The organism is Pseudomonas sp. FP597 (genome assembly GCF_030687435.1).
Classification (GTDB): domain Bacteria; phylum Pseudomonadota; class Gammaproteobacteria; order Pseudomonadales; family Pseudomonadaceae; genus Aquipseudomonas; species Aquipseudomonas lactucae.
In genome coordinates this window covers 5379197-5399108 of sequence record NZ_CP117432.1, presented here as the reverse complement: position 1 = coordinate 5399108, position 19912 = coordinate 5379197, and the positions used below count along the sequence as shown (strand labels likewise).

The 19912-nt window shown below is 61.1% G+C and carries 20 protein-coding genes; 11 read left to right on the top strand and 9 right to left on the bottom strand.

Going from position 1 to position 19912, the window contains the following annotated elements:
• Positions 1-2: 2 nt before the first annotated feature.
• A complete protein-coding gene (locus PSH66_RS24785; RefSeq protein WP_003176089.1) occupies positions 3-494 on the top strand; it encodes an OmpA family protein in 492 nt (163 codons plus the stop codon).
• Between the two features lie 99 nt (positions 495-593).
• Here the strand turns inward: PSH66_RS24785 and PSH66_RS24780 are convergent, their stop codons facing one another.
• Positions 594-1541, bottom strand: a complete 948-nt coding sequence (locus PSH66_RS24780; RefSeq protein ID WP_305427796.1) for a LysR family transcriptional regulator — start codon at positions 1539-1541, stop codon at positions 594-596.
• A gap of 124 nt (positions 1542-1665) precedes the next feature.
• Between PSH66_RS24780 and PSH66_RS24775 the strand changes: the two genes are divergently transcribed.
• Together PSH66_RS24775 and mmsB are read left to right on the top strand one after the other, a co-directional pair.
• A complete protein-coding gene (locus tag PSH66_RS24775; RefSeq protein WP_003176086.1) occupies positions 1666-3183 on the top strand; it encodes a CoA-acylating methylmalonate-semialdehyde dehydrogenase in 1518 nt (505 codons plus the stop codon).
• Between the two features lie 15 nt (positions 3184-3198).
• A complete protein-coding gene (gene mmsB / locus PSH66_RS24770; RefSeq protein WP_003176085.1) occupies positions 3199-4086 on the top strand; it encodes a 3-hydroxyisobutyrate dehydrogenase in 888 nt (295 codons plus the stop codon).
• 53 nt (positions 4087-4139) lie between these two features.
• Here mmsB and PSH66_RS24765 read toward each other — a convergent pair whose 3' ends face one another.
• A complete protein-coding gene (locus PSH66_RS24765; protein ID WP_003176084.1) occupies positions 4140-4484 on the bottom strand; it encodes a cupin domain-containing protein in 345 nt (114 codons plus the stop codon).
• A gap of 266 nt (positions 4485-4750) precedes the next feature.
• Here PSH66_RS24765 and kynB point away from each other — a divergent pair, with 266 nt between their 5' ends.
• Together kynB and kynA are read left to right on the top strand one after the other, a co-directional pair.
• Positions 4751-5401: an arylformamidase gene (gene kynB / locus PSH66_RS24760; RefSeq protein WP_042945284.1), complete on the top strand. Its 651-nt coding sequence runs from the start codon at positions 4751-4753 to the stop codon at positions 5399-5401.
• Complete coding sequence (gene kynA, locus PSH66_RS24755; RefSeq protein ID WP_003176082.1) at positions 5398-6255, top strand: tryptophan 2,3-dioxygenase; 858 nt, start codon at positions 5398-5400, stop codon at positions 6253-6255. Before kynB ends, kynA begins: the two co-directional genes overlap by 4 nt.
• A gap of 54 nt (positions 6256-6309) precedes the next feature.
• Here kynA and PSH66_RS24750 read toward each other — a convergent pair whose 3' ends face one another.
• From PSH66_RS24750 to antA, 4 genes are all read right to left on the bottom strand, one after another.
• Positions 6310-7710, bottom strand: coding sequence for an amino acid permease (locus PSH66_RS24750; RefSeq protein WP_141064780.1), 1401 nt, complete (start codon positions 7708-7710; stop codon positions 6310-6312).
• A 71-nt stretch (positions 7711-7781) separates the two neighbouring features.
• The gene (gene antC, locus PSH66_RS24745) at positions 7782-8789 is read right to left on the bottom strand and encodes an anthranilate 1,2-dioxygenase electron transfer component AntC (RefSeq protein WP_003176080.1); all 1008 of its coding nucleotides are present in this window, start codon (positions 8787-8789) and stop codon (positions 7782-7784) included.
• Between the two features lie 31 nt (positions 8790-8820).
• Positions 8821-9312 carry an anthranilate 1,2-dioxygenase small subunit gene (gene antB, locus PSH66_RS24740; RefSeq protein WP_003176079.1) on the bottom strand — a complete coding sequence of 164 codons (492 nt, stop codon included), beginning with the start codon at positions 9310-9312 and terminating at the stop codon, positions 8821-8823.
• Entirely contained in the window at positions 9312-10703 is a 1392-nt protein-coding gene (gene antA / locus PSH66_RS24735; RefSeq protein ID WP_003176078.1) for an anthranilate 1,2-dioxygenase large subunit, read from the bottom strand. The genes antB and antA overlap by 1 nt, the downstream gene beginning before the upstream one ends.
• A 314-nt stretch (positions 10704-11017) precedes the next feature.
• Between antA and PSH66_RS24730 the strand changes: the two genes are divergently transcribed.
• Entirely contained in the window at positions 11018-12010 is a 993-nt protein-coding gene (locus tag PSH66_RS24730) for a helix-turn-helix domain-containing protein (RefSeq protein WP_003176077.1), read from the top strand.
• Between the two features lie 148 nt (positions 12011-12158).
• On the opposite strand, the gene PSH66_RS24725 is transcribed toward PSH66_RS24730, so the two are convergent.
• Entirely contained in the window at positions 12159-13034 is an 876-nt protein-coding gene (locus tag PSH66_RS24725; RefSeq protein ID WP_141064782.1) for a LysR family transcriptional regulator, read from the bottom strand.
• Between the two features lie 114 nt (positions 13035-13148).
• Here PSH66_RS24725 and PSH66_RS24720 point away from each other — a divergent pair, with 114 nt between their 5' ends.
• Genes PSH66_RS24720 through catA form a run of 3 tightly spaced genes read left to right on the top strand, consistent with a single transcriptional unit; the run spans position 13149 to position 15550 of the window.
• A complete protein-coding gene (locus PSH66_RS24720; RefSeq protein ID WP_078826032.1) occupies positions 13149-14276 on the top strand; it encodes a muconate cycloisomerase family protein in 1128 nt (375 codons plus the stop codon).
• A gap of 12 nt (positions 14277-14288) precedes the next feature.
• The gene (gene catC, locus PSH66_RS24715) at positions 14289-14579 is read left to right on the top strand and encodes a muconolactone Delta-isomerase (RefSeq protein ID WP_003176074.1); all 291 of its coding nucleotides are present in this window, start codon (positions 14289-14291) and stop codon (positions 14577-14579) included.
• Between the two features lie 41 nt (positions 14580-14620).
• Positions 14621-15550 (top strand): catechol 1,2-dioxygenase, encoded by a 930-nt coding sequence (catA, locus tag PSH66_RS24710; RefSeq protein ID WP_141064783.1) that lies wholly within the window; start codon positions 14621-14623, stop codon positions 15548-15550.
• Between the two features lie 62 nt (positions 15551-15612).
• Here catA and PSH66_RS24705 read toward each other — a convergent pair whose 3' ends face one another.
• Entirely contained in the window at positions 15613-16086 is a 474-nt protein-coding gene (locus PSH66_RS24705; RefSeq protein WP_305427795.1) for an Lrp/AsnC family transcriptional regulator, read from the bottom strand.
• A 144-nt stretch (positions 16087-16230) separates the two neighbouring features.
• Here PSH66_RS24705 and kynU point away from each other — a divergent pair, with 144 nt between their 5' ends.
• Together kynU and PSH66_RS24695 are read left to right on the top strand one after the other, a co-directional pair.
• Positions 16231-17481, top strand: coding sequence for a kynureninase (kynU, locus tag PSH66_RS24700; RefSeq protein WP_305427794.1), 1251 nt, complete (start codon positions 16231-16233; stop codon positions 17479-17481).
• A gap of 82 nt (positions 17482-17563) precedes the next feature.
• Complete coding sequence (locus PSH66_RS24695) at positions 17564-18970, top strand: amino acid permease (protein ID WP_305427793.1); 1407 nt, start codon at positions 17564-17566, stop codon at positions 18968-18970.
• Here PSH66_RS24695 and PSH66_RS24690 read toward each other — a convergent pair.
• Complete coding sequence (locus PSH66_RS24690; RefSeq protein WP_042945281.1) at positions 18916-19812, bottom strand: LysR substrate-binding domain-containing protein; 897 nt, start codon at positions 19810-19812, stop codon at positions 18916-18918. The two genes, PSH66_RS24695 and PSH66_RS24690, sit on opposite strands and share 55 nt — an antisense overlap.
• Positions 19813-19912: the final 100 nt, after the last annotated feature.

The window sequence follows — 19912 nt, the reverse complement described above, 5'->3', positions numbered from 1 at the left end:
CCTTGTTCTCGATTGCGCGCGCTATGTTCTTCACATTATTGATGGCACTGCTGGCCCTTGGCGGCTGCCAGACACCTCCCCCCAAAGGCCTGACGCCCGCGCAAGTTGCCGTCCTCAAACAGCAAGGCTTCGAACTTACCGACGAAGGCTGGGCATTCGGCCTGTCCGGCAAAGTGCTGTTTGGCAGCGACGTCGAAACCCTCAACCCACCCAGCACCGAGATCGTCCAGCGCATCGGCAAGGCCCTGCTGGGCGTGGGCATCGAACGCGTGCGCGTCGACGGCCACACCGACGCCTCGGGCAAGGAAATCTACAATCAGCAACTCTCCCTGCGCCGCGCCAAAAGTGTGGCCACCGTGCTGACCGGGGTGGGCATGAAAGAACAAAACGTCCAACTGCGCGGGTTGGGCAGTGGCGAGCCGGTGGCGTCCAACGACACGGCGGCAGGGCGCACCGAGAATCGGCGGGTGTCGATCGTGGTGATTGCTGACTGACTGGAATCATCCCGCCCCAATCTGAAATGCAATCCAATGTGGGAGGGGCGGTGCGACGATTCGACTTGCTCCCACATTTACACCGCCGGGTGCTGGCCTTTAGTCCGCAAACCGCATCTCCCGCGTCTCCCCCATCAACAACCCCTGGTTCTGCTCCGTCACCTGCCTGATGTAATCCCACAACAACGTAATCCGCTTCAGCTTCCTCAAATCCTCCCGGCAATACATCCAGAACTGCCGCGTAATCGCAATCTGTTCACCCAACACCGGCAACAACCGCGAGTCCTGCGCCGCCAAAAAGCACGGCAATATCGCCATCGACCGTCCTTGCTGCGCCGCCACGTACTGTGCGATCACGCTGGTACTGCGCAGGCTCGCACTGGCGCCGGGCACGACGTTGGCCAGGTAGAGCAACTCCGAGCTGAACGCCAGGTCATCCACATAGCTGATAAACGGATGCTCGGCCAAATCCGCCGGGCGTTGGATCGGTGGGTGTTGGTCGAGGTAGTCCTGGGTAGCGTACAGCTGCAGTTTGTAGTCGCACAGTTTGCAGCACACGTAGGGCCCGTGTTCCGGACGTTCCAGGGCGATGACGATGTCGGCTTCGCGCTTGGACAGGCTGATGAAGTGGGGCAGGGGCAGGATGTCTACCGAGATCGCAGGATAAGTGTCGACGAAGTGGCTCAACTGCGGCGTGACGAAGAAGCTGCCGAAGCCTTCGGTGCAGCCCATGCGCACATGCCCGGACAGCGCCACGCCGGAGCCGGAGACTTGCTCGCAGGCCATGTGCAGGGTGCTTTCGATGGACTCGGCATAGCCCAGCAAACGCTGGCCTTCGGCGGTGAGCACAAAGCCGTTGGTCCGGGATTTTTCGAACAGCAGCGTGCCGAGCGACACTTCCAGTGAGCTGATGCGTCGCGACACGGTGGTGTAGTCCACCGCCAGGCGCTTGGCGGCGACGCTGGCCTTGCGGGTGCGGGCCACTTCAAGGAAAAACTTCAGGTCATCCCAGTTCAGGGAGCCCAGCGATGTGATGTTTTTTTGCATGTTGGACCGGCTTTTATGTGCGTTCTTATTAGAGATTTGCACATCTATACTCCAAAAACCGTCCGAACGCCTCATTCTTCAAGGCGATTCACTCTCTGTATAACAACAAGATTCTGGAGACCCCATGAACGCATCTGCCGACATTTCCGTACAACAGGTCAAATTGCTGATCAACGGCGAGTGGGTCGAGTCCAAGACCACCCAGTGGCAAGACATCGTCAACCCGGCCACCCAGCAAGTACTGGCCAAAGTCCCGTTCGCCACCGCTGATGAAGTCAACGCCGCCATCGACGCCGCCCACCGCGCCTTCCAGACCTGGAAGCTCACGCCGATCGGCGCGCGCATGCGCATCATGCTCAAGCTGCAAGCCTTGATCCGCGAACATTCCAAACGCATCGCCGCAGTCCTCAGCGCCGAGCAGGGCAAGACCATTGCCGACGCCGAGGGCGATATTTTCCGTGGCCTGGAAGTGGTGGAACACGCCTGTTCCATCGGCACCCTGCAAATGGGCGAGTTCGCCGAGAACGTTGCCGGTGGCGTCGACACCTACACCCTGCGCCAGCCCATCGGCGTGTGCGCCGGCATCACGCCGTTCAACTTCCCGGCGATGATTCCGCTGTGGATGTTCCCGATGGCCATCGCCTGCGGTAACACCTTCGTCCTCAAGCCATCCGAGCAGGACCCGCTGTCGACTCTGCTGCTGGTGGAGCTGGCACTGGAGGCCGGTGTTCCGGCGGGTGTGCTCAACGTGGTGCATGGCGGCAAGGACGTGGTGGATGCGCTCTGTACTCACAAAGACATCAAGGCCGTGTCCTTTGTCGGCTCGACGGCGGTCGGCACTCACGTTTATGACCTGGCCGGCAAACATGGCAAGCGCGTGCAATCGATGATGGGCGCCAAAAACCACGCCGTGGTGCTGCCGGATGCCAATCGCGAACACACCCTAAACGCCCTGGTGGGTGCCGGTTTCGGCGCTGCGGGCCAGCGTTGCATGGCCACCTCGGTGGTGGTGCTGGTGGGCGCGTCCAAGCAATGGTTGCCGGACCTCAAGGCGCTGGCGCAAAAGCTCAAGGTCAACGCGGGCAGCGAAGCCGGTACCGACGTGGGGCCGGTGATTTCCAAGCGCGCCAAGGCACGCATCCTGGAGCTGATCGAAAGCGGCGTGAAAGAAGGCGCCAAGCTGGAGCTGGACGGTCGTGACATTCAAGTGCCGGGCTTCGAGCAGGGCAACTTCGTCGGCCCGACCCTGTTTTCGGGCGTGACCACGGACATGCAGATCTACACCCAGGAAATCTTCGGCCCGGTGCTTGTGGTGCTGGAAGTCGACACCCTTGACGAGGCCATCGCGCTGGTCAACGCCAACCCGTTCGGCAACGGCACCGGCCTGTTCACCCAGAGCGGGGCGGCGGCGCGTAAGTTCCAGAGCGAAATCGATGTGGGCCAGGTCGGCATCAATATCCCGATCCCGGTACCGGTGCCGTTCTTCAGCTTCACCGGTTCGCGTGGCTCCAAGCTGGGGGATCTGGGGCCTTACGGCAAGCAAGTGGTGCAGTTCTATACCCAGACCAAAACCGTCACCAGCCGCTGGTTCGATGACGACACGGTCAACGATGGCGTCAACACCACCATCAACCTGCGCTGAACCCGGGAGACGACCATGAAAATTGCATTTATCGGCCTGGGCAACATGGGTGCGCCCATGGCCCGCAACCTGATCAAGGCCGGCCATGCGCTGAACCTGTTCGACCTGAACCAGACCGTGCTTCAGGAACTCGCTGAACTGGGCGGCAGTATCAGCGATTCCCCGCGTGATGCGGCTCAAGGTGCCGAGCTGGTGATTACCATGCTGCCGGCCGCCGCCCATGTGCGCAGCGTCTGGCTGAATGAGGACGGCGTGCTTGCCGGCATCGGCAAAGGCGTGCCGGCGGTGGATTGCAGTACCATCGACCCGCAAACCGCTCGCGATGTGGCGGCGGCTGCCGCCAAACACGGCGTGGTGATGGCCGACGCACCGGTCTCCGGCGGCACCGGCGGTGCACAGGCCGGCACCCTGACCTTCATGGTCGGCGCCACCCCGGCACTGTTTGCAACCCTGCAACCGGTGCTGGCGCAGATGGGCCGTAACATCGTGCACTGCGGTGAGGTCGGCACCGGGCAGATCGCCAAGATCTGCAACAACCTGCTGCTGGGCATCAGCATGGTTGGCGTCAGCGAAGCCATGGCGCTGGGCGACGCGCTGGGCATCGACACCCAAGTGCTGGCCGGCATCATCAACAGCTCCACCGGGCGCTGCTGGAGTTCCGACACCTACAACCCGTGGCCGGGCGTGATCGAAACCGCGCCGTCATCGCGCGGCTACACCGGCGGGTTCGGTGCGGACCTGATGCTCAAAGACCTGGGGCTGGCCACCGAAGCGGCGCGCCAGGCCAGGCAACCGGTGATTCTTGGCGCGGTGGCCCAGCAGTTGTATCAATCGATGAGCCAGCGTGGGGAAGGGGGCAAGGACTTCTCGGCGATCATCAACAGCTATCGCAAGCCCAAATAACCCGTCGGGGTGGGCGGGCTTGCCGTAGCAAGCCCGCCCACTACACAACAGTTTCAGGCAAATACAAAATACTTACGTACCGTCTCGACCACTTCCCACGTCCCCTTCATCCCCGGTTCCACCACAAAGATATCCCCAGCCCGCAGGTGGATCGGCGCCATCCCTTCAGGGGTAATGATGCAGTAGCCTTCCTGGAAGTGGCAGTATTCCCACTTCACGTAGTCCACGTACCACTTGCCCGGGGTGCAGATCCAGGTGCCCATGATCTTGCTGCCGTCTTCGCTGGTGTAGGCGTTGAGGTTGACGGTGTGCGGGTCGCCTTCGAGCTTTTCCCATTTGCAGGCATCCAGGACCGGCAGGGGATGGGTGTCGCGCAGTACGGTGATGGGGGTGGACATGATGACTCCGAGGCAGTGAATGCAAAGCTGCACCCTAAGGCCTTGGGCGCCGGGCCAGTGGTCTGAACTCGACATCGGGATGCCCAGAAGCGCAGGCGATACCGTTCTACTGGCACATTGATCTTCGATAGCCGAAACTTTTGAGCGTGAATCAGCCATTTCCTCGCAGTAAGTGCGAAAGAAATCACTCTCGCCGCAGGAATTCGCAAGAAAATTCACGTCTGGCCCTCGTATCATTCACCCGCGTAACGAGTGAGAGCCTTGCAATGAACCCAATAAAAACGTGGTGGGATATCAGCCCGCCCTTGAGCACGGCGACCCCGACCTGGCCGGGCGATACGCCGTTCCAAGAGGAGCGTGTGTGGCAGTTCGGTCCCGAGTGCCCGGTGAATGTCGGGCGCATTACCCTGTCGCCGCATACCGGCGCCCATGTGGATGCGCCGCTGCATTACAGCGCCGACGGTGCGCCGATCGGTGAGGTGTCGCTGGATGTGTACATGGGCCCCTGCCGCGTGCTGCATTGCCTGGCCAGCGGCGCGCTGGTGCAGCCGCACCAGCTGCAAGGGCGTGTGGATAACTTGCCGGAGCGTGTGCTGCTGCGCACTTATCCACAAGCGCCGCTGACCGAATGGGACTCGAATTTCACCGCCGTCGCGCCGCAGACCATTGAGCTGCTCGCCAGCCTGGGCGTGCGCTTGATTGGCATCGATACCCCATCCCTGGACCCGCAGCAGTCCAAGACCATGGATTCCCACAACGCCGTAGCCCGCCATGGCATGGCGATTCTCGAAGGCATCGTGCTCGATGACGTAGCGGAAGGTGATTACGAACTGATCGCCCTGCCGCTGCGCTTCGCCAACCTGGATGCCAGCCCGGTCCGCGCAATCCTGCGCCCGCTTTTGGAGCCCACGCGATGAGCCAATGTCCCTTCTCTGCTGACTACCAACCCCCGGAAGAATGGCATAACGCCGAACTGAATTTTTCCGAGTCCATGAGCTACGGCGACTACCTGGACCTGGGCAAAGTGCTCAGCGCCCAGCATCCGCTGTCGCCGGACCACAACGAAATGCTCTTCATCATCCAGCACCAGACCTCCGAGCTGTGGATGAAACTGATGCTCCACGAACTCAAGGCTGCCCGCGAACACGTGCGCCTGGGCGAGTTGCCGCCGGCGTTCAAGATGCTCGCGCGGGTCTCGCGGATCTTCGACCAACTGGTGCACGCCTGGGCGGTGCTGGCGACCATGACGCCGTCGGAATACAAGGCGATCCGCCCGTTCCTGGGGCAGTCGTCGGGGTTCCAGTCGTTCCAGTACCGCGAGATCGAATTTATCCTCGGCAATAAAAGCGCGGCGCTGCTGCGCCCGCATGCCCATCGGCCGGAGCTGTTGAACGAGTTGAAAGTGGCGATTGCCACGCCGTCGCTGTATGACGAGGCGATCAACCTGATGATCAAGGCGGGCCTGGCGATTGATCCGCAGCGTGCCGAACGCGACCCGACGGCGGCCACGGTGCATGATGAGTCGGTGGAAGCGGCATGGCGCGAGGTGTATCGCGATCCGAACCGGTATTGGGATTTGTATCAGTTGGCCGAGAAGTTTATCGACCTGGAGGACTCGTTCCGTCAGTGGCGCTTTCGGCATGTGACCACCGTGGAGCGGATTATCGGATTCCAGCCGGGTACTGGCGGCACCGAAGGCGTGGGCTACCTGCGCAAGATGCTCGACACGGTGTTGTTCCCCGAGCTGTGGCGAGTGCGCTCTACTCTGTAAACAAAAAGCCCCGGATCACCGGGGCTTTTCATTTGCACTGCAATTACATGTGGGTTATTGCGCGACCGCAACTTTCGCGTTTCGGCTCCGCAACCGGTAGGCCACATAGATAACCCCCACCCAAATCGGCATCGCATACACCGACTCGCGAATCCCCGGAATCGCCAGCATCACGCTGATGATCATCAGCATGAACGCCAGGCACAGGTAGTTGCTGAACGGGAACCAGAAGGTCTTGAACGACGGCGTCACGCCTTGCTCGCCCATGGCCTTGCGGAACTTGATGTGGGTGATGCTGATCAGCGCCCAGTTGATCATCAGCGAGGCAACCACCAGCGCAAACAACAACTCCAGGGCGCTTTGCGGCGCGACGTAGTTGACCACCACGCACAGCATCGTCACCAACGCCGAGATCGCCAGCGCCCGCAGCGGTACGCCTTGCTTGTTGAGTTTCATCAGCGCCTTGGGCGCATCGCCTTGCTCGGCCAGGCCGAACAGCATGCGGCTGTTGCAGTACACACCGCTGTTGTACACCGACAGCGCCGCGGTCAGCACCACGAAGTTGAGGATGTGTGCAGCGGTGTCGTTACCGATCAGCGAGAAGATCTGCACAAACGGGCTGCCGCTGTAGGCATCGCCCGAGGCGCCGAGGGTTTGCAGCAGTTGGTCCCAGGGATACAGCGACAGCAGCACGGTCAGGGCGCCGACGTAGAAGATCAGGATGCGGTAGACCACCTGGTTGATCGCCTTGGGAATCACCTTGCGCGGCTCGCTGGCTTCGGCGGCGGTGATGCCCACCAGCTCCAGGCCGCCGAACGAGAACATGATGAACGCCATGGACATCAACAGCCCCATGCCGCCGTTCGGGAAGAACCCGCCATGGCTCCACAGGTTGCTGATGGACGCCTGCGGGCCGCCGGTACCGCTGAACAGCAGGTAGCAACCGAGCACGATCATGCCGACAATCGCTACCACCTTGATGATCGCGAACCAGAACTCGGCTTCACCGAAGAACTTCACGTTCAGCGTGTTGATCAGGTTCACCGCGACGAAGAACACCAGCGCGCTGACCCAGGTTGGGATCTCGGGCCACCAGAACTGGATGTACTTGCCCACGGCCGTCAGTTCGGCCATGCCCACCAGCACGTACAGAACCCAGTAGTTCCAACCGGCCAGAAAGCCTGCGTAACCGCCCCAGTATTTGTGCGCGAAGTGGCTGAAGGACCCGGCCACCGGCTCTTCGACGATCATCTCGCCAAGCTGGCGCATGATCAGGAACGCAATGAAACCGGCAATCGCGTAACCGAGGATCATCGACGGCCCCGCCGACTTGAGTACCCCGGCCGAGCCGAGGAACAACCCCGTACCGATCGCCCCTCCCAAGGCGATCAGCTGAATATGCCGGTTCTTCAGGCCACGCTTGAGGCCCACCGGGTTAACCATGTCATCCGCCATAAGGTTCCCTTTTACTTGTTTTTCTTGGGGTTGATTGCACGCCGCACCAGCCCCTCAGAAGTGCTGAGGGGTCAGATATTACTCTGGGTAAACTTTTCGTAATACAGCTGAACGCCATCAAGTGCCTGATCCGCCAGCCATTGTTGGATCGACTCGACCATCGGCGGCGGGCCGCACACGTACATATCCGCCGATCTGTCCCGTAATTCGGCCAGGTCGAAATGTTCGGTGAGGTAACCGCGCTTGCCGGCCCACTCCGGTGAGGCGTCGCTGAGCACCTCGGTGTAGCGAAACCCCGGAATTTTTGCGGCATAGGCGGCGATGCGCGCCGCCTCGCATAAGTCCTCGGCACCGCGCACGCCGTAATACAGGTGCACAGGTTGCTCGCAGCCCGTGGCGACCAGTTCGTCGAGCATGGCCAGCAATGCCGACAGGCCGGTGCCGCCCGCCACCAGCACCAACGGCCGAGCGACGTGGCGCAGGTAGAACGCGCCCAGCGGCGCCTCCATCAGCAGCGCATCGCCGACCTGGCAGCGTTCACGCATATAGTTGCTCATCACCCCGTCCGGCAACAGGCGGATCAGGAATTGCAATTGATTGCCCGGCTGATTGGCGAAGGAGTATGAGCGCCAACTGGAGGTGCCCGGCACCGCCAGCCGCGCATATTGGCCCGGCAGAAAATCCAGCGGTGCGTCCAAACGCACCTGCAGGATCGCGGTACTGGCCGACACCACCTGCACTGCGCTGACCGTGCCGCACACTTGCACCGGCCCTGGCGCATTGCACAGGCTCGAATCGAAGTCGAAGTAGAACGTGGCGTCGGACTTCACCCGCGTCTGGCAACTGAGCATCTTGCGCTGTTGCAGGTCGAGGCTTGAGAGCGCTTCGTCGTCCACATAATCCTGGCTGTAATCGCCCGACTCGCAGCGGCCCTGACAGGTGCCGCACACACCTTCGCGGCAGTCCAGGGGGATCTTGATGCCGTTGCGCAGGGCGGCATCCAGCAGGATTTCATTGGCACCCACCGGAAAAAACAGGGTCTTGCCGTCGGCAAAACTGAAGGCCACTTTGTGATTCATCTACACGACTCCGTATCACTGTGGTGATGGGCTAAAGGTGATAGAAATCCAGCACCGAGTTGATGGTGTCGTTGAGCAGCAAGGCGTGCTTGCGCGTGATCAGCCAGCTGCCGCCGTCGGGCTTCAGGGTGTAAGTCGCGTGCCCATAAAACTGCTCCGAAGTCGCCAGCCGATAGAACAACGTGTGCCAGTTCAGCTTCACTTCCAGCGTGCCATCCGCCTGCTCGGCAATGCGCACGTTATTGATCAGGTGCAGCGTGCGCGGCATCGGCGTGGCCGACGCGGCCTTGCCGGTGCGTAAACGGAATACGCGGTCTTCCAGGCCAGAACGGTTGGCGTAGTAGATCAACGACATTTCGCGCTTGGGGTCGCGGGTGTACACGTGTTCCGAGTCCCATTGCGGCAGGTGGAATTCGCTCAGCGGGTCGAACAACTGCACATAGGCGTCCCAGTCCTGGGCGTCGCACAGCTCGGATTTACGGTAGAAAAACTGCTCGATCCGGTACTGCAACTCGGCATTCATCATTCCACCTCCCGCAGTGTCAGTGCTTGTCGGTCCAGGCCCTTGAGCAGGAACTGCTGCCAGTTGCGGTGCTGGTTCACATACAACCCTTCGTGGGTGAATTCGGTGCCGGTCATGGCCGGTTGAATGCCGATGGCTTCGCTGTTCGGCGTCGGCCCGGTCTCCCAGCGATGGCTGCCGCGGGAGATGTCGCTCCAGCGCTCCAGGCGGCCCTGGAAACCGCGCTGGGCTTCACGGAACTCCACCAGATCATCCGGCGTGCCCATGCCCGACACGTTAAAGAAATCCTCGAACTGGCGAATGCGGTTTTCGCGGTCGGCGTCGGACTCGTTCTTCACCCCCAGGCACTGGCTGATGATCTCGGTCTTGTTCCACGCCACCGGGCGGATAATGCGCAGTTGCGAGCTGATCTGGTCGAGGAAGAACAGGCTCGGGTAGATGTTCAGGTTGCGCAGGCGGTGCATCATCCATTCGGCTTTTGGCTGGCCGTGCTCTTCCACCAGGCGCGGCATGATGGTGGCGTAGCCGGAGCGCACGCTGGGGTTGGGCATGTCGCTGAACAGCAGGCTGTGGCCATTGTTGAAGGCGAACCAGCCGTCGTCGGTATCCGCATCGCCCGCGCCGAGTTTGCTGTAGTCCAACGTGCTGCTTGAGCCCGTGCCGTTTTCGGTATTCACCTGTTGGCGATGCTGCACCGTGGCCACGTAGTTGTAGTGCACCGTGCTGACGTGATAACCGTCCAGGCCATTTTCGTTCTGCAGCTTCCAGTTGCCGTCGTAGGTGTAGGCGGACTTGCCCGGCAGCACTTCCAGTTCACCGGTGGCGGACTGCGCGACCATCATGTCGAAGAACACTTTGGCATCGCCGAGGAAGTCTTCCAGGCTGTCGGTGCCGTTCACGTCCAGGCTGATAAACACAAAGCCCTTGTAGCTTTCGATGCGCGCCTTTTTCAGGCCGCGCGAGGCTTTGTCGAAGCCTTCCGGGTATTCCCCCGGTGCCTTGACCTTCACCAGCCGGCCATCGCTTTTGTAGCACCAGGCGTGGAAGGGACACGTGAACGTGGACTGGTTGCCCTTGCCAACGCGGGTGAGGGTGGTGCCGCGATGCTGGCAGGCGTTGATCAACGCGTTAAGGCGGCCCTCGCCGTCGCGGGTGATGATCATCGGCTGGCGGCCTGCGCGCATCGTCACGAAGTCGTGGTTATTGGCCAGCTCACTTTCGTGGCAGGCGTAGATCCAGTTCTTCTCGAAGATCAGTTCCATCTCCAGGTCGAACAGTTGCGGCTCGGTGAACATGTCGCGGGCGATGCGGAACACTTCATCGGCCGGGCGAAAATCCAGGCAACTTTCGATAAAGCTTTTCCACTGCTCGACGCTTCTTGCACCACTCATGGGAGGCACCTTTTTTTGATGGGGCTGATCGGTGGTTCATTAAAGGCAGCCGGGCGGGGCGCGGGCTATCCGCTTAATGGGGGAAGATGGGCCGCAAAGTTGGGCAGCAAATACTCACAACGGTGCAGCGCGGTGACGCCATGCGCTACCGTCCTGCGGGATGGTTGTGGGAAACGTCTGGGTTTTATCCACATAGTCGACCGTTGCTATCCACCCGGTTGCAATACCAGCGGCGTGGCGTGGAACTTGCTGTCCAACACCGATAGACGCGCCGCCAGAGCGCGCAAACGCCTAACCGCCGTGGGTGCACCCTGATGAGTAGCCAGACACGCGATATCCGTATTCAACGCTTCGACCTTGAAGGCGCCCGCAGCTGGATGTCCGGCATCTGCGGGCCGCATCGCCTGGCGACGAGCACGCCGGAACGCCTGCGCTTTCATCACAGCGCCAACGTGTTCAAGTCCCGCGCCACCACGTTGGGGGTGATCGAATACGGCACCGACGTGACCATCGACATCGAAGACGCCGAGCACTTCAGCAGCTACAGCCTGAGCCTGCCGCTGGTGGGCGAGCAGGAGCTGTGCAAGAACGGAGAGCGCCTGAGTTCCAACCGTGACCAGGGTGTGATCATTTCGCCCCATGAACACCAGGTGCTGGCGATTTCCGGGGACTGCCGCAAGCTGCAAGTGGTGATCACGCGGGCGGCGATGAGTGAGTCCCTGGAAGGTCTGCTGCAACGGCCAATCGATGCGCCGCTGCGCTTTGAACCGGTGATGGATGCGGTGGACGGCGCGCCGGCCTCGTGGTGGCGCATGGCGCGCTACTTTATCGCCGAGCTGGAACGCAGCAGCGAATTATATGAGCAGGCCGCGTTCACCCGCGACCTGGAAAGCTCGCTGATCAAGGGGCTGATCCTGGCCCAGCCGAACAATTATTCTGAAGAACTGCGTGATGTACTCGGGGTGAAACTGCCGCACTATTTGATTCGTGCGCGCCAGTACATTCACGACAATGCACGCGAGGCGGTGCACCTGGAAGACCTGGAAGCGGCTGCGGGCGTGTCGCGTTTCAAGTTGTTCGATGCGTTCCGCAAGTACTTCGCGCTGTCGCCAATGGCCTATTTGAAGAAATACCGACTGGGTGGTGTGCGCCAGGACATTCTCGAACAGGGTTCCACGAGTACCATCTCCGAGATCGCCCTGGGCTGGGGGTTTACGCACCTGGGGCGGTTTTCGGCGGAGTACAGAAAGCTGTTCGATGAATCCCCCAGCCAGACTTTGCAGCGCAAGCGCCTGCGCAGTCTTTGAAAGCAATGAAGATCAAAAGGTGGGAGAGGCGGTGCGACGATTCGACTTGCTCCCGATAGCGGTGGAACAGCCAACTTATGCATCGACTGACACACTGCTATCGGGAGCAAGCCCCATCCCGCAGGGTATTTGTGGTGTTTGGACGACCTTAGATCAGTTCTTCAACCAACTGCAAACAATGCCTCAATCCCGGCGACTGATCATTCACCCGTCGACTCAAAATAATCGGCGAAGTCGCCGTGGCCTCCACCACCGGCGTGTAGCCGATATCCGCCCGATGCAGCACCTGCACCGACGCCGGTACCAGCGTCACGCCCATGCCTGCACCGACCAGGCCGATCGCGGTCTGCAGTTCGTTGGTCCATTGCGCGACCTTGAGGCTCAAACCGTGGGCATCGAACAGTGCGATCACATGGTCTGCATAGCTGGGGCGCGGGTTGCCGGGGTACAGCACAAACGGCTCGGCGGCCAATTGGGCGAGGGTGGCGGGCGCGGCGAGCAACGGATGACCGGCGGGCAGCACCGCCACCAGACGATCCTCCACCAGCACGCGCTGGACGATGGCCGGGTCGTCGATGCGAATTCGTCCGAAACCCACATCGATACGCCCGGCCTTGAGCGATTCGACCTGCTGCAGGGTGGTCATCTCCGACAGCCCCAATTCCAGCTCCAGCGCCTCATGGGTACGCAGCCGTCGAATCAGCTCCGGCAATACGCCATACAGGGTCGACGGCGCAAAACCGATGCCCAGCCAGGTTTTTTCACCTTGGCCGATGCGTCGCGTGCTGTCGCAGACCTTGTTCAACTGTTCGAGCAACACATTGGCGTGTTCGTAGAAAAACCGTCCGGCCTCGGTCAGCCGCAACGGCCTGCCGCGCTCCAGCAGGATCACCCCCAGTTCCTCTTCCAATTGCTGGATCTGCCGGCTCAGTGGCGGCTGGGCGATGTGCAGGCGTTCGGCGGCGCGGGTGAAGTTGAGGGTTTCGCCCAGCACTTGGAAGTAGCGCAGGTGACGCAGTTCCATGACGGCTCCTTCTATACCTTTAGGGTATTGCTCAAGACTAATTCTATATTGGAAGCCCGCAAAGATGCAGCACAGAATCAGCCAAGACCTATAAAGAACCCAGCGGGTATTGCCATGCCGATTTGCGCCATCGAGTCGATCGAGACGATTATCGTCGACCTCCCCACCATCCGCCCGCACAAGCTGGCGATGCATACCCTGCAAAACCAGACCCTGGTGATCATCCGCGTGCGCTGCGCCGACGGTATCGAAGGCATCGGCGAGTCCACCACCATTGGCGGTCTGAGCTACGGCAACGAAAGCCCCGACAGCATCAAGATCAACATCGACCGCCACTTCGCGCCGCTGTTGATCGGCCAGGACGCCAGCAATATCAACGCCGCCATGCTGCGCCTGGAGCGCAGTATCCGCGGCAATACCTTTGCCAAGTCCGGCGTGGAAAGCGCCTTGCTCGATGCGTTGGGCAAACGCCTGAATCTTCCCGTGAGCGAACTGCTCGGCGGCCGTGTGCGTGACGCCTTGCCGGTGGCCTGGACCCTGGCCAGCGGCAACACCGAGCAAGACATCGCCGAAGCCGAGAAGATGCTCGACCTGCGCCGCCATCGCATCTTCAAGTTGAAGATCGGTGCCGGTGAAGTGAGCCGCGACCTGGCCCACGTGATTGCGATCAAAAAGGCCCTGGGTGAGCGTGCCAGTGTGCGCGTCGACGTCAACCAGGCCTGGGACGAAGCCGTGGCGCTGCGGGCCTGCAAGGTCTTGGGCGATAACGGTATCGACCTGATCGAGCAGCCGATCTCGCGTAACAACCGTGGCGGCATGGCGCGGCTGAACCTGTCGAGCCCGGTGCCGATCATGGCCGATGAATCCATCGAGTGTGTCGAAGATGCCTTCAACCTGGCCCGTGAAGGTGCGGCGTCGGTGTTTGCGCTCAAGATCGCCAAGAACGGTGGCCCGCGTGCGGTGTTGCGCACGGCGGCGATTGCCGAGGCGGCCGGTATCGGTTTGTACGGTGGCACCATGCTCGAAGGCGGCATCGGCACCCTGGCCTCGGCTCACGCCTTCCTGACCCTGAACAAACTGGCCTGGGACACCGAGCTGTTCGGCCCGCTGCTGCTCACCGAAGACATCCTCAGCGAGCCGCTGGTGTATCGCGACTTCCAGCTGCATGTCTCCACCGCGCCGGGCCTGGGCCTGGCCATCGATGAAGAGCGCCTGGCGTTCTTCCGTCGTGATAAACACTAAGAGGCGCCCGCCATGTTGTTCCACGTAAAAATGACCGTGAACCTGCCCGTCGACATGAACCCCGAGCGCGCCGCCCGCCTCAAGGCCGACGAAAAAGCCCTTGCGCAGCAGTTGCAACAAGCGGGCAAATGGCGCCACCTGTGGCGTATCGCCGGGCTCTACGCCAACTACAGCGTGTTCGATGTCGACAGCGTGCAAGAGCTGCACGACCTGCTGATGCAACTGCCGCTCTACCCCTACATGGCCATCGAAGTGAACGCCCTGTGCCGGCACCCTTCGTCGATCCATGAGGACGACCGTTAAGCCTGTCCTACACCTGATAATTACAAGATGAGGAGTGCACCATGTCCATCCGACTGTCCCAGACTGCCCACGCCCAACAGTTTCTCGAAGAAGCCAGCGGCAACCTGAATGACGGCGGTAACCCGCGCACCAAAGCGCTGGTCTACCGCATTCTGCGCGACACCGTGAACATCATCGAAGACTTGGACGTGACCCCGGAAGAGTTCTGGAAGGCGGTCAACTACCTCAACGAACTGGGCAAGAACCAGGAGGCCGGGCTGCTGGCCGCCGGGCTGGGTCTGGAGCACTACCTGGACATGTTGATGGATGCCGCCGACGAAGAAGCCGGTAAATCCGGCGGTACTCCGCGCACCATCGAAGGCCCGTTGTATGTGGCCGGTGCGCCGCTCTCCCACTACGAAGCGCGCCTGGATGACGGGACGGATGCAGCGGTGCCGCTGTTCATGCGCGGCCAGGTGCGCGACACCGATGGTAAACCGCTGGCCGGAGCGATTGTGGATGTGTGGCAGGCCAACACCGGCGGTACGTATTCCTGGTTTGACAGCAGCCAATCGGAGTTCAATCTGCGCCGCCGCATCGAGACCGATGCCCAGGGCAACTACCGGTTTCGCAGCATCGTGCCGTCGGGCTACGGCTGCCCGCCGACCGGTCCGACCCAACAGTTGCTCGATCAACTGGGGCGCCATGGGCAACGGCCGGCGCATATCCACTTCTTCATCTCGGCACCGGGATATCGTCACCTGACCACCCAGATCAACCTGTCCGACGACCCGTACCTGCGTGATGATTTTGCGTACGCGACACGTGACGAATTGATCGCCGAAATCCGCTTCAGTGACGATCAACAGCTGGCGCGGGAATTTGGGGTGCAAGGGCGCTTTGCGCAGATAGATTTTGACTTTGAGTTGCAGGTGGCTGACGCACCGCTGGAACAGAAACGCATGCAGCGAGTGCGTGCCCTGGAGGACTGATCAACGCAGTCAAAATGTGGGAGGGGCAAGCCCCCTCCCACATTTGATCTTTGTTGTAGTCGCTATTTGCGAACGACCAGATCCAGCACCTCATCCCGATCCTTGATCTTCTGCAATACAATCTCCGACCGTATATCCATCACCCCCGCCGTGCGGTTCAGGTGGTTCACGATAAAGTCCGAAAAGTGCTTGAGGTTCCTCGCCTGCACCCGCAGCACATAGTTGCTGGCACCGGTGATCACGTAGGCGCTGGCCACCTCCGGCCAGCCCTGGACCTTCTTGATGAACGTCTCATGCCAATCCTCGACATCCTGGCGCAACGACAGGTGCACGATGGCCTCCAGCTCGATGCTCAGTTGCTCGGCGTTCAATACCGCGCGGTAGCCGCTGATGATTCCCTCGCTCTCCAGCAGGCGCAAACGGCGCAGGCAGGCGGACGGGGACAGTGCGACTTTTTCCGCCAGTTCCTGGTTGCTGATACGGCCATCCTGTTGCAGGAAATGCAGGAGGCGCAGGTCGGTGGCGTCGAGAATCATGATTAGAATAAATCCGCGTGTTCTGAAGGTAAATTCGAATTTCCTACAGCTTAATTAGCCTGTTACCCACCACTTTGCACGAAAATTCTGTAAATCTTCGTTCATTATTTGGTCCATCTTCACTGATAAACACCAGGACCCGCCATGACCTTCCGAAGCCATTGCCAAACCCTCGATGCCCAGGACCCGCTGGCGCCTCTGCGCGATCAGTTCGCGCTGCCTGTGGGCGTGATCTACCTCGACGGTAACTCCCTCGGCGCGCGGCCCGTGGCATCGTTGGCGCGGGCGCAACAGGTGATTGCCGAGGAATGGGGCAATGGCTTGATTCGCAGTTGGAACAGCGCCGGCTGGGCGGGTTTGTCGCTGCGCCTGGGCGATCGCCTGGCACCGCTGATCGGCGCAGGCGAAGGCGAAGTGGCGATCACCGATACCACCTCGATCAACTTGTTCAAAGTGCTCAGTGCCGCATTGACCGTGCAGCACCAACGCGAACCCGCGCGCAAGATAATCGTCAGCGAAGCGAGCAACTTTCCTACCGACCTGTACATCGCCGAAGGCCTGGCCGACTTGCTGCAGCAGGGCTATTCCCTGCGCCTGGTGAACGGTCCGGACGAACTGCCCCAGGCTATCGACGACGACGTGGCGGTGGTGATGCTTACCCACGTCAACTACAAGTCTGGCTATATGTACGACATGCAGGCGCTCACCGCCCTGAGCCACGAGTGCGGCGCGCTGAGCATCTGGGACCTGGCGCACTCGGCCGGCGCGGTGCCCATCGACCTGCACGCCGCCGGGGCGGATTACGCGATTGGCTGTACCTACAAATACCTCAACGGCGGGCCCGGTTCCCAGGCGTTCGTGTGGGTTAACCCGGCGCTGGTGGACGTGGTCCGCCAGCCGCTGTCGGGCTGGTTCGGGCACACCCGGCAGTTCGCCATGGAGTCCAACTATGCACCGAGCGCCGGCATCGCCCGCTACCTGTGCGGCACCCAACCGATCACCTCGCTGGCCATGGTGGAAAGCGGCCTGGAAATTTTTGAACAGACCGACATGGGCAGCTTGCGCAGCAAATCTCTGGCGCTGACGGATATGTTTATCGAGCGGGTTGAAGCCCGCTGCGCCGCCCACGGTTTGAAACTGATTACCCCGCGTGAACACGCTCGGCGCGGCAGTCATGTGAGCTTTGAGCATCCTGAAGGTTACGCGGTGATCCAGGCGTTGATCGCCCGAGGCGTGATCGGCGATTACCGTGAGCCGCGCATCATGCGGTTCGGTTTTACGCCGTTGTACACGAGCTTCACCGAAGTGTGGGACGCGGTGGAAATCCTCGGTGAAATCCTCGATGAGAACACCTGGGACCAGCCGCAGTTCAAGGTCCGCCACAGCGTCACCTGAATAAAACACCGATCAAAACGTGGGAGGGGATCTGCGACAACAGCAAAAACAGTGCAATCACAATAATAAGGGGCACACCAACGTGACTACGCCAGACCAAGGCTTTGCAGAAATCACCCACCGCGAACTGGGCCTGCGGCGCCAGCTCACCTCCGGCCAGATGAGCATGATCGCCATCGGTGGCGCCATTGGCACCGGGCTGTTCATGGGCAGCGCCTATGCCATCGGTTATGCCGGGCCCAGTGTGCTGGTGAGCTATGCCATCGGCGCGTTGATCACCTTGCTGCTGATGGGCTGCCTGGCGGAGATGACGGTGGCGCATTCCACCTCGGGGTCGTTTGGCGCCTACGCCGAGTACTACATCAGCCCGCTGGCCGGGTTTCTGGTGCGTTATGCGTATTGGGCGGCGATTGTGCTGGCGGTCGGCGCCGAGGTCACGGCGGTGGCGATGTACATGAAGTACTGGTTCGCCAACGTGCCGGAGTGGGTATGGATCGTGTCGTTTTCCAGTGTGCTGATTGTGCTCAACGCCATCAGCGTGAAGACCTTCGGCAACTTCGAATACTGGTTTTCCACGATCAAGATCAGTGCCATCGTCGGCTTCATCATCCTGGCGGTGTATGTGGTGTTCGGTTCCGGCAATCCGGAATACGGCGTGCATAACTACACGGCCCACGACGGCTTTTTCCCACACGGGTTGAGCGGCATGTGGATCGCGGTGATCGTGTCGATCTTCAGTTACCTGAGCGTGGAAATGATCGCCGTGGCCGCCGGTGAGGCCGCCGACCCGGAGCAGGCGGTGAAAAAAGCCTTTCGCGCGACCATCGTGCGCCTGGTGGTGTTTTACCTGCTGACCCTGGCGCTGATGCTGGCCATCGTGCCGTGGAACCAGGCCGGGCAGACCCAGAGCCCGTTCGTCACGGTGATGCAGACCATCGGCATCCCGGGCGCTACCGGGGTGACGAACTTCGTGATCCTGATCGCCGCGTTGTCGGCGATGAACAGTCAGCTCTACATCACCACGCGCATGATGTTCAGCCTGTCCCGCGCGGGCTTTGCGCCCAAGTCCATGGGCGCCCTGAGCAAGAGCGGCATCCCGCTGAACGCGTTGCTGTTGTCCAGCTCGGGCATCGCGCTGGCGACCTTGCTCAACGTGGTGTACCCGGAAAGTTCGTTCACCCTGATGATGGCGATCTCGATGTTCGGCGCGATCTTCACCTGGTTCATGATCTTTCTGACGCACTTGTTTTTCCGCCGTTATCGCAAGCGCCATGGCGGGCCGAAATTGTCGTTCCAACTGCGCTTGTTTCCCTACAGCACTCTGCTGGGCCTGGTGCTGATGGGCGCGGTGATGATCACCACCTACTTCACCGAGGCGTTCAAGATGACATTGGTCTTCGGCGTGCCGTTCCTGCTGTTTCTGAGCGCGGTGTACTACGGGTTTTTCCGCAAGGGCAGGGCCAAGGCGTCGAACAAGGCTTTGGCGTAACCCGGCAACTGCTCGAACGAACGCGCGCACAGTAACAACTGGCGGCAGGCCCAGTCTTCTCGCAGAGGCTGGGCCTTGAAGTGGCGCGGCAACGGCCAGCGCTCCAGCGCCGCCTGGGGCACGATGCCCAGGCCGGCCCCTCGGGCGACCATGCGAATCACACCATCAAAGCTGTCGGCGCGGATGCGCGTCTGCAAGCGAAAGCCTGCGTGTAATGCCTGCTCCTCGAGGTATACCGCCAGCGCGCTATGAGCCGCCAGGCCGACGTAATCGTGTTGCAGACTGTCGATAAAACTTACCGTTTCATTCGCCAGCGGATGCTCCAGCGGCAGGATCAGCACCAGCGGGTCGTCGCGAAAGGGCAGGGTCTGCAAGCCGTGGGTGTCGACGGCGCCGGAAATAATCCCCAGGTCTGCCGTGCCCTGGCGCAACGCCTGGGTGATGCGCAGGCTGGGCCACTCCTGCAGATCGATCTCAAGGTTGGGTTGTTCGCGCAGAAAATCCGCCAATGGTTCCGGCAGATATTCACTCAGCGCCGTGCTGTTGCACAGCAGGCGCACCTGGCCTTTGATGCCCTTGGCGTACTCGGCCAGGTCCTGTTGCAGATGGTCGGCCTGTTGCAGCAGCAGGCGGGCGTGGCGAGCCAGTGCCTTGCCGGCGGGGGTTGGGGTGACGCCACGGCGGCCGCGCTCAAGCAGCTCGATGCCCAGCGAGGCTTCCATGGCACGAATGCGCGCACTGGCCGCGGCCAGGGATAAATGGCTGCGGCCGGCGCCGGCGGTGATGTTGCCGGTGTCGAGGGTGTGCAGGTAGAGGCGCAGGTCGATCAGGTCAAAGTGCATGGCTGGAGTTCTCGAGTGGCTTCACTGGCGCCCGATTAGGCCCTCAGCCTCACACAAAACAAGAGGCTGCCTCAGTATATGGTGAATTTCCAGCTTCGCT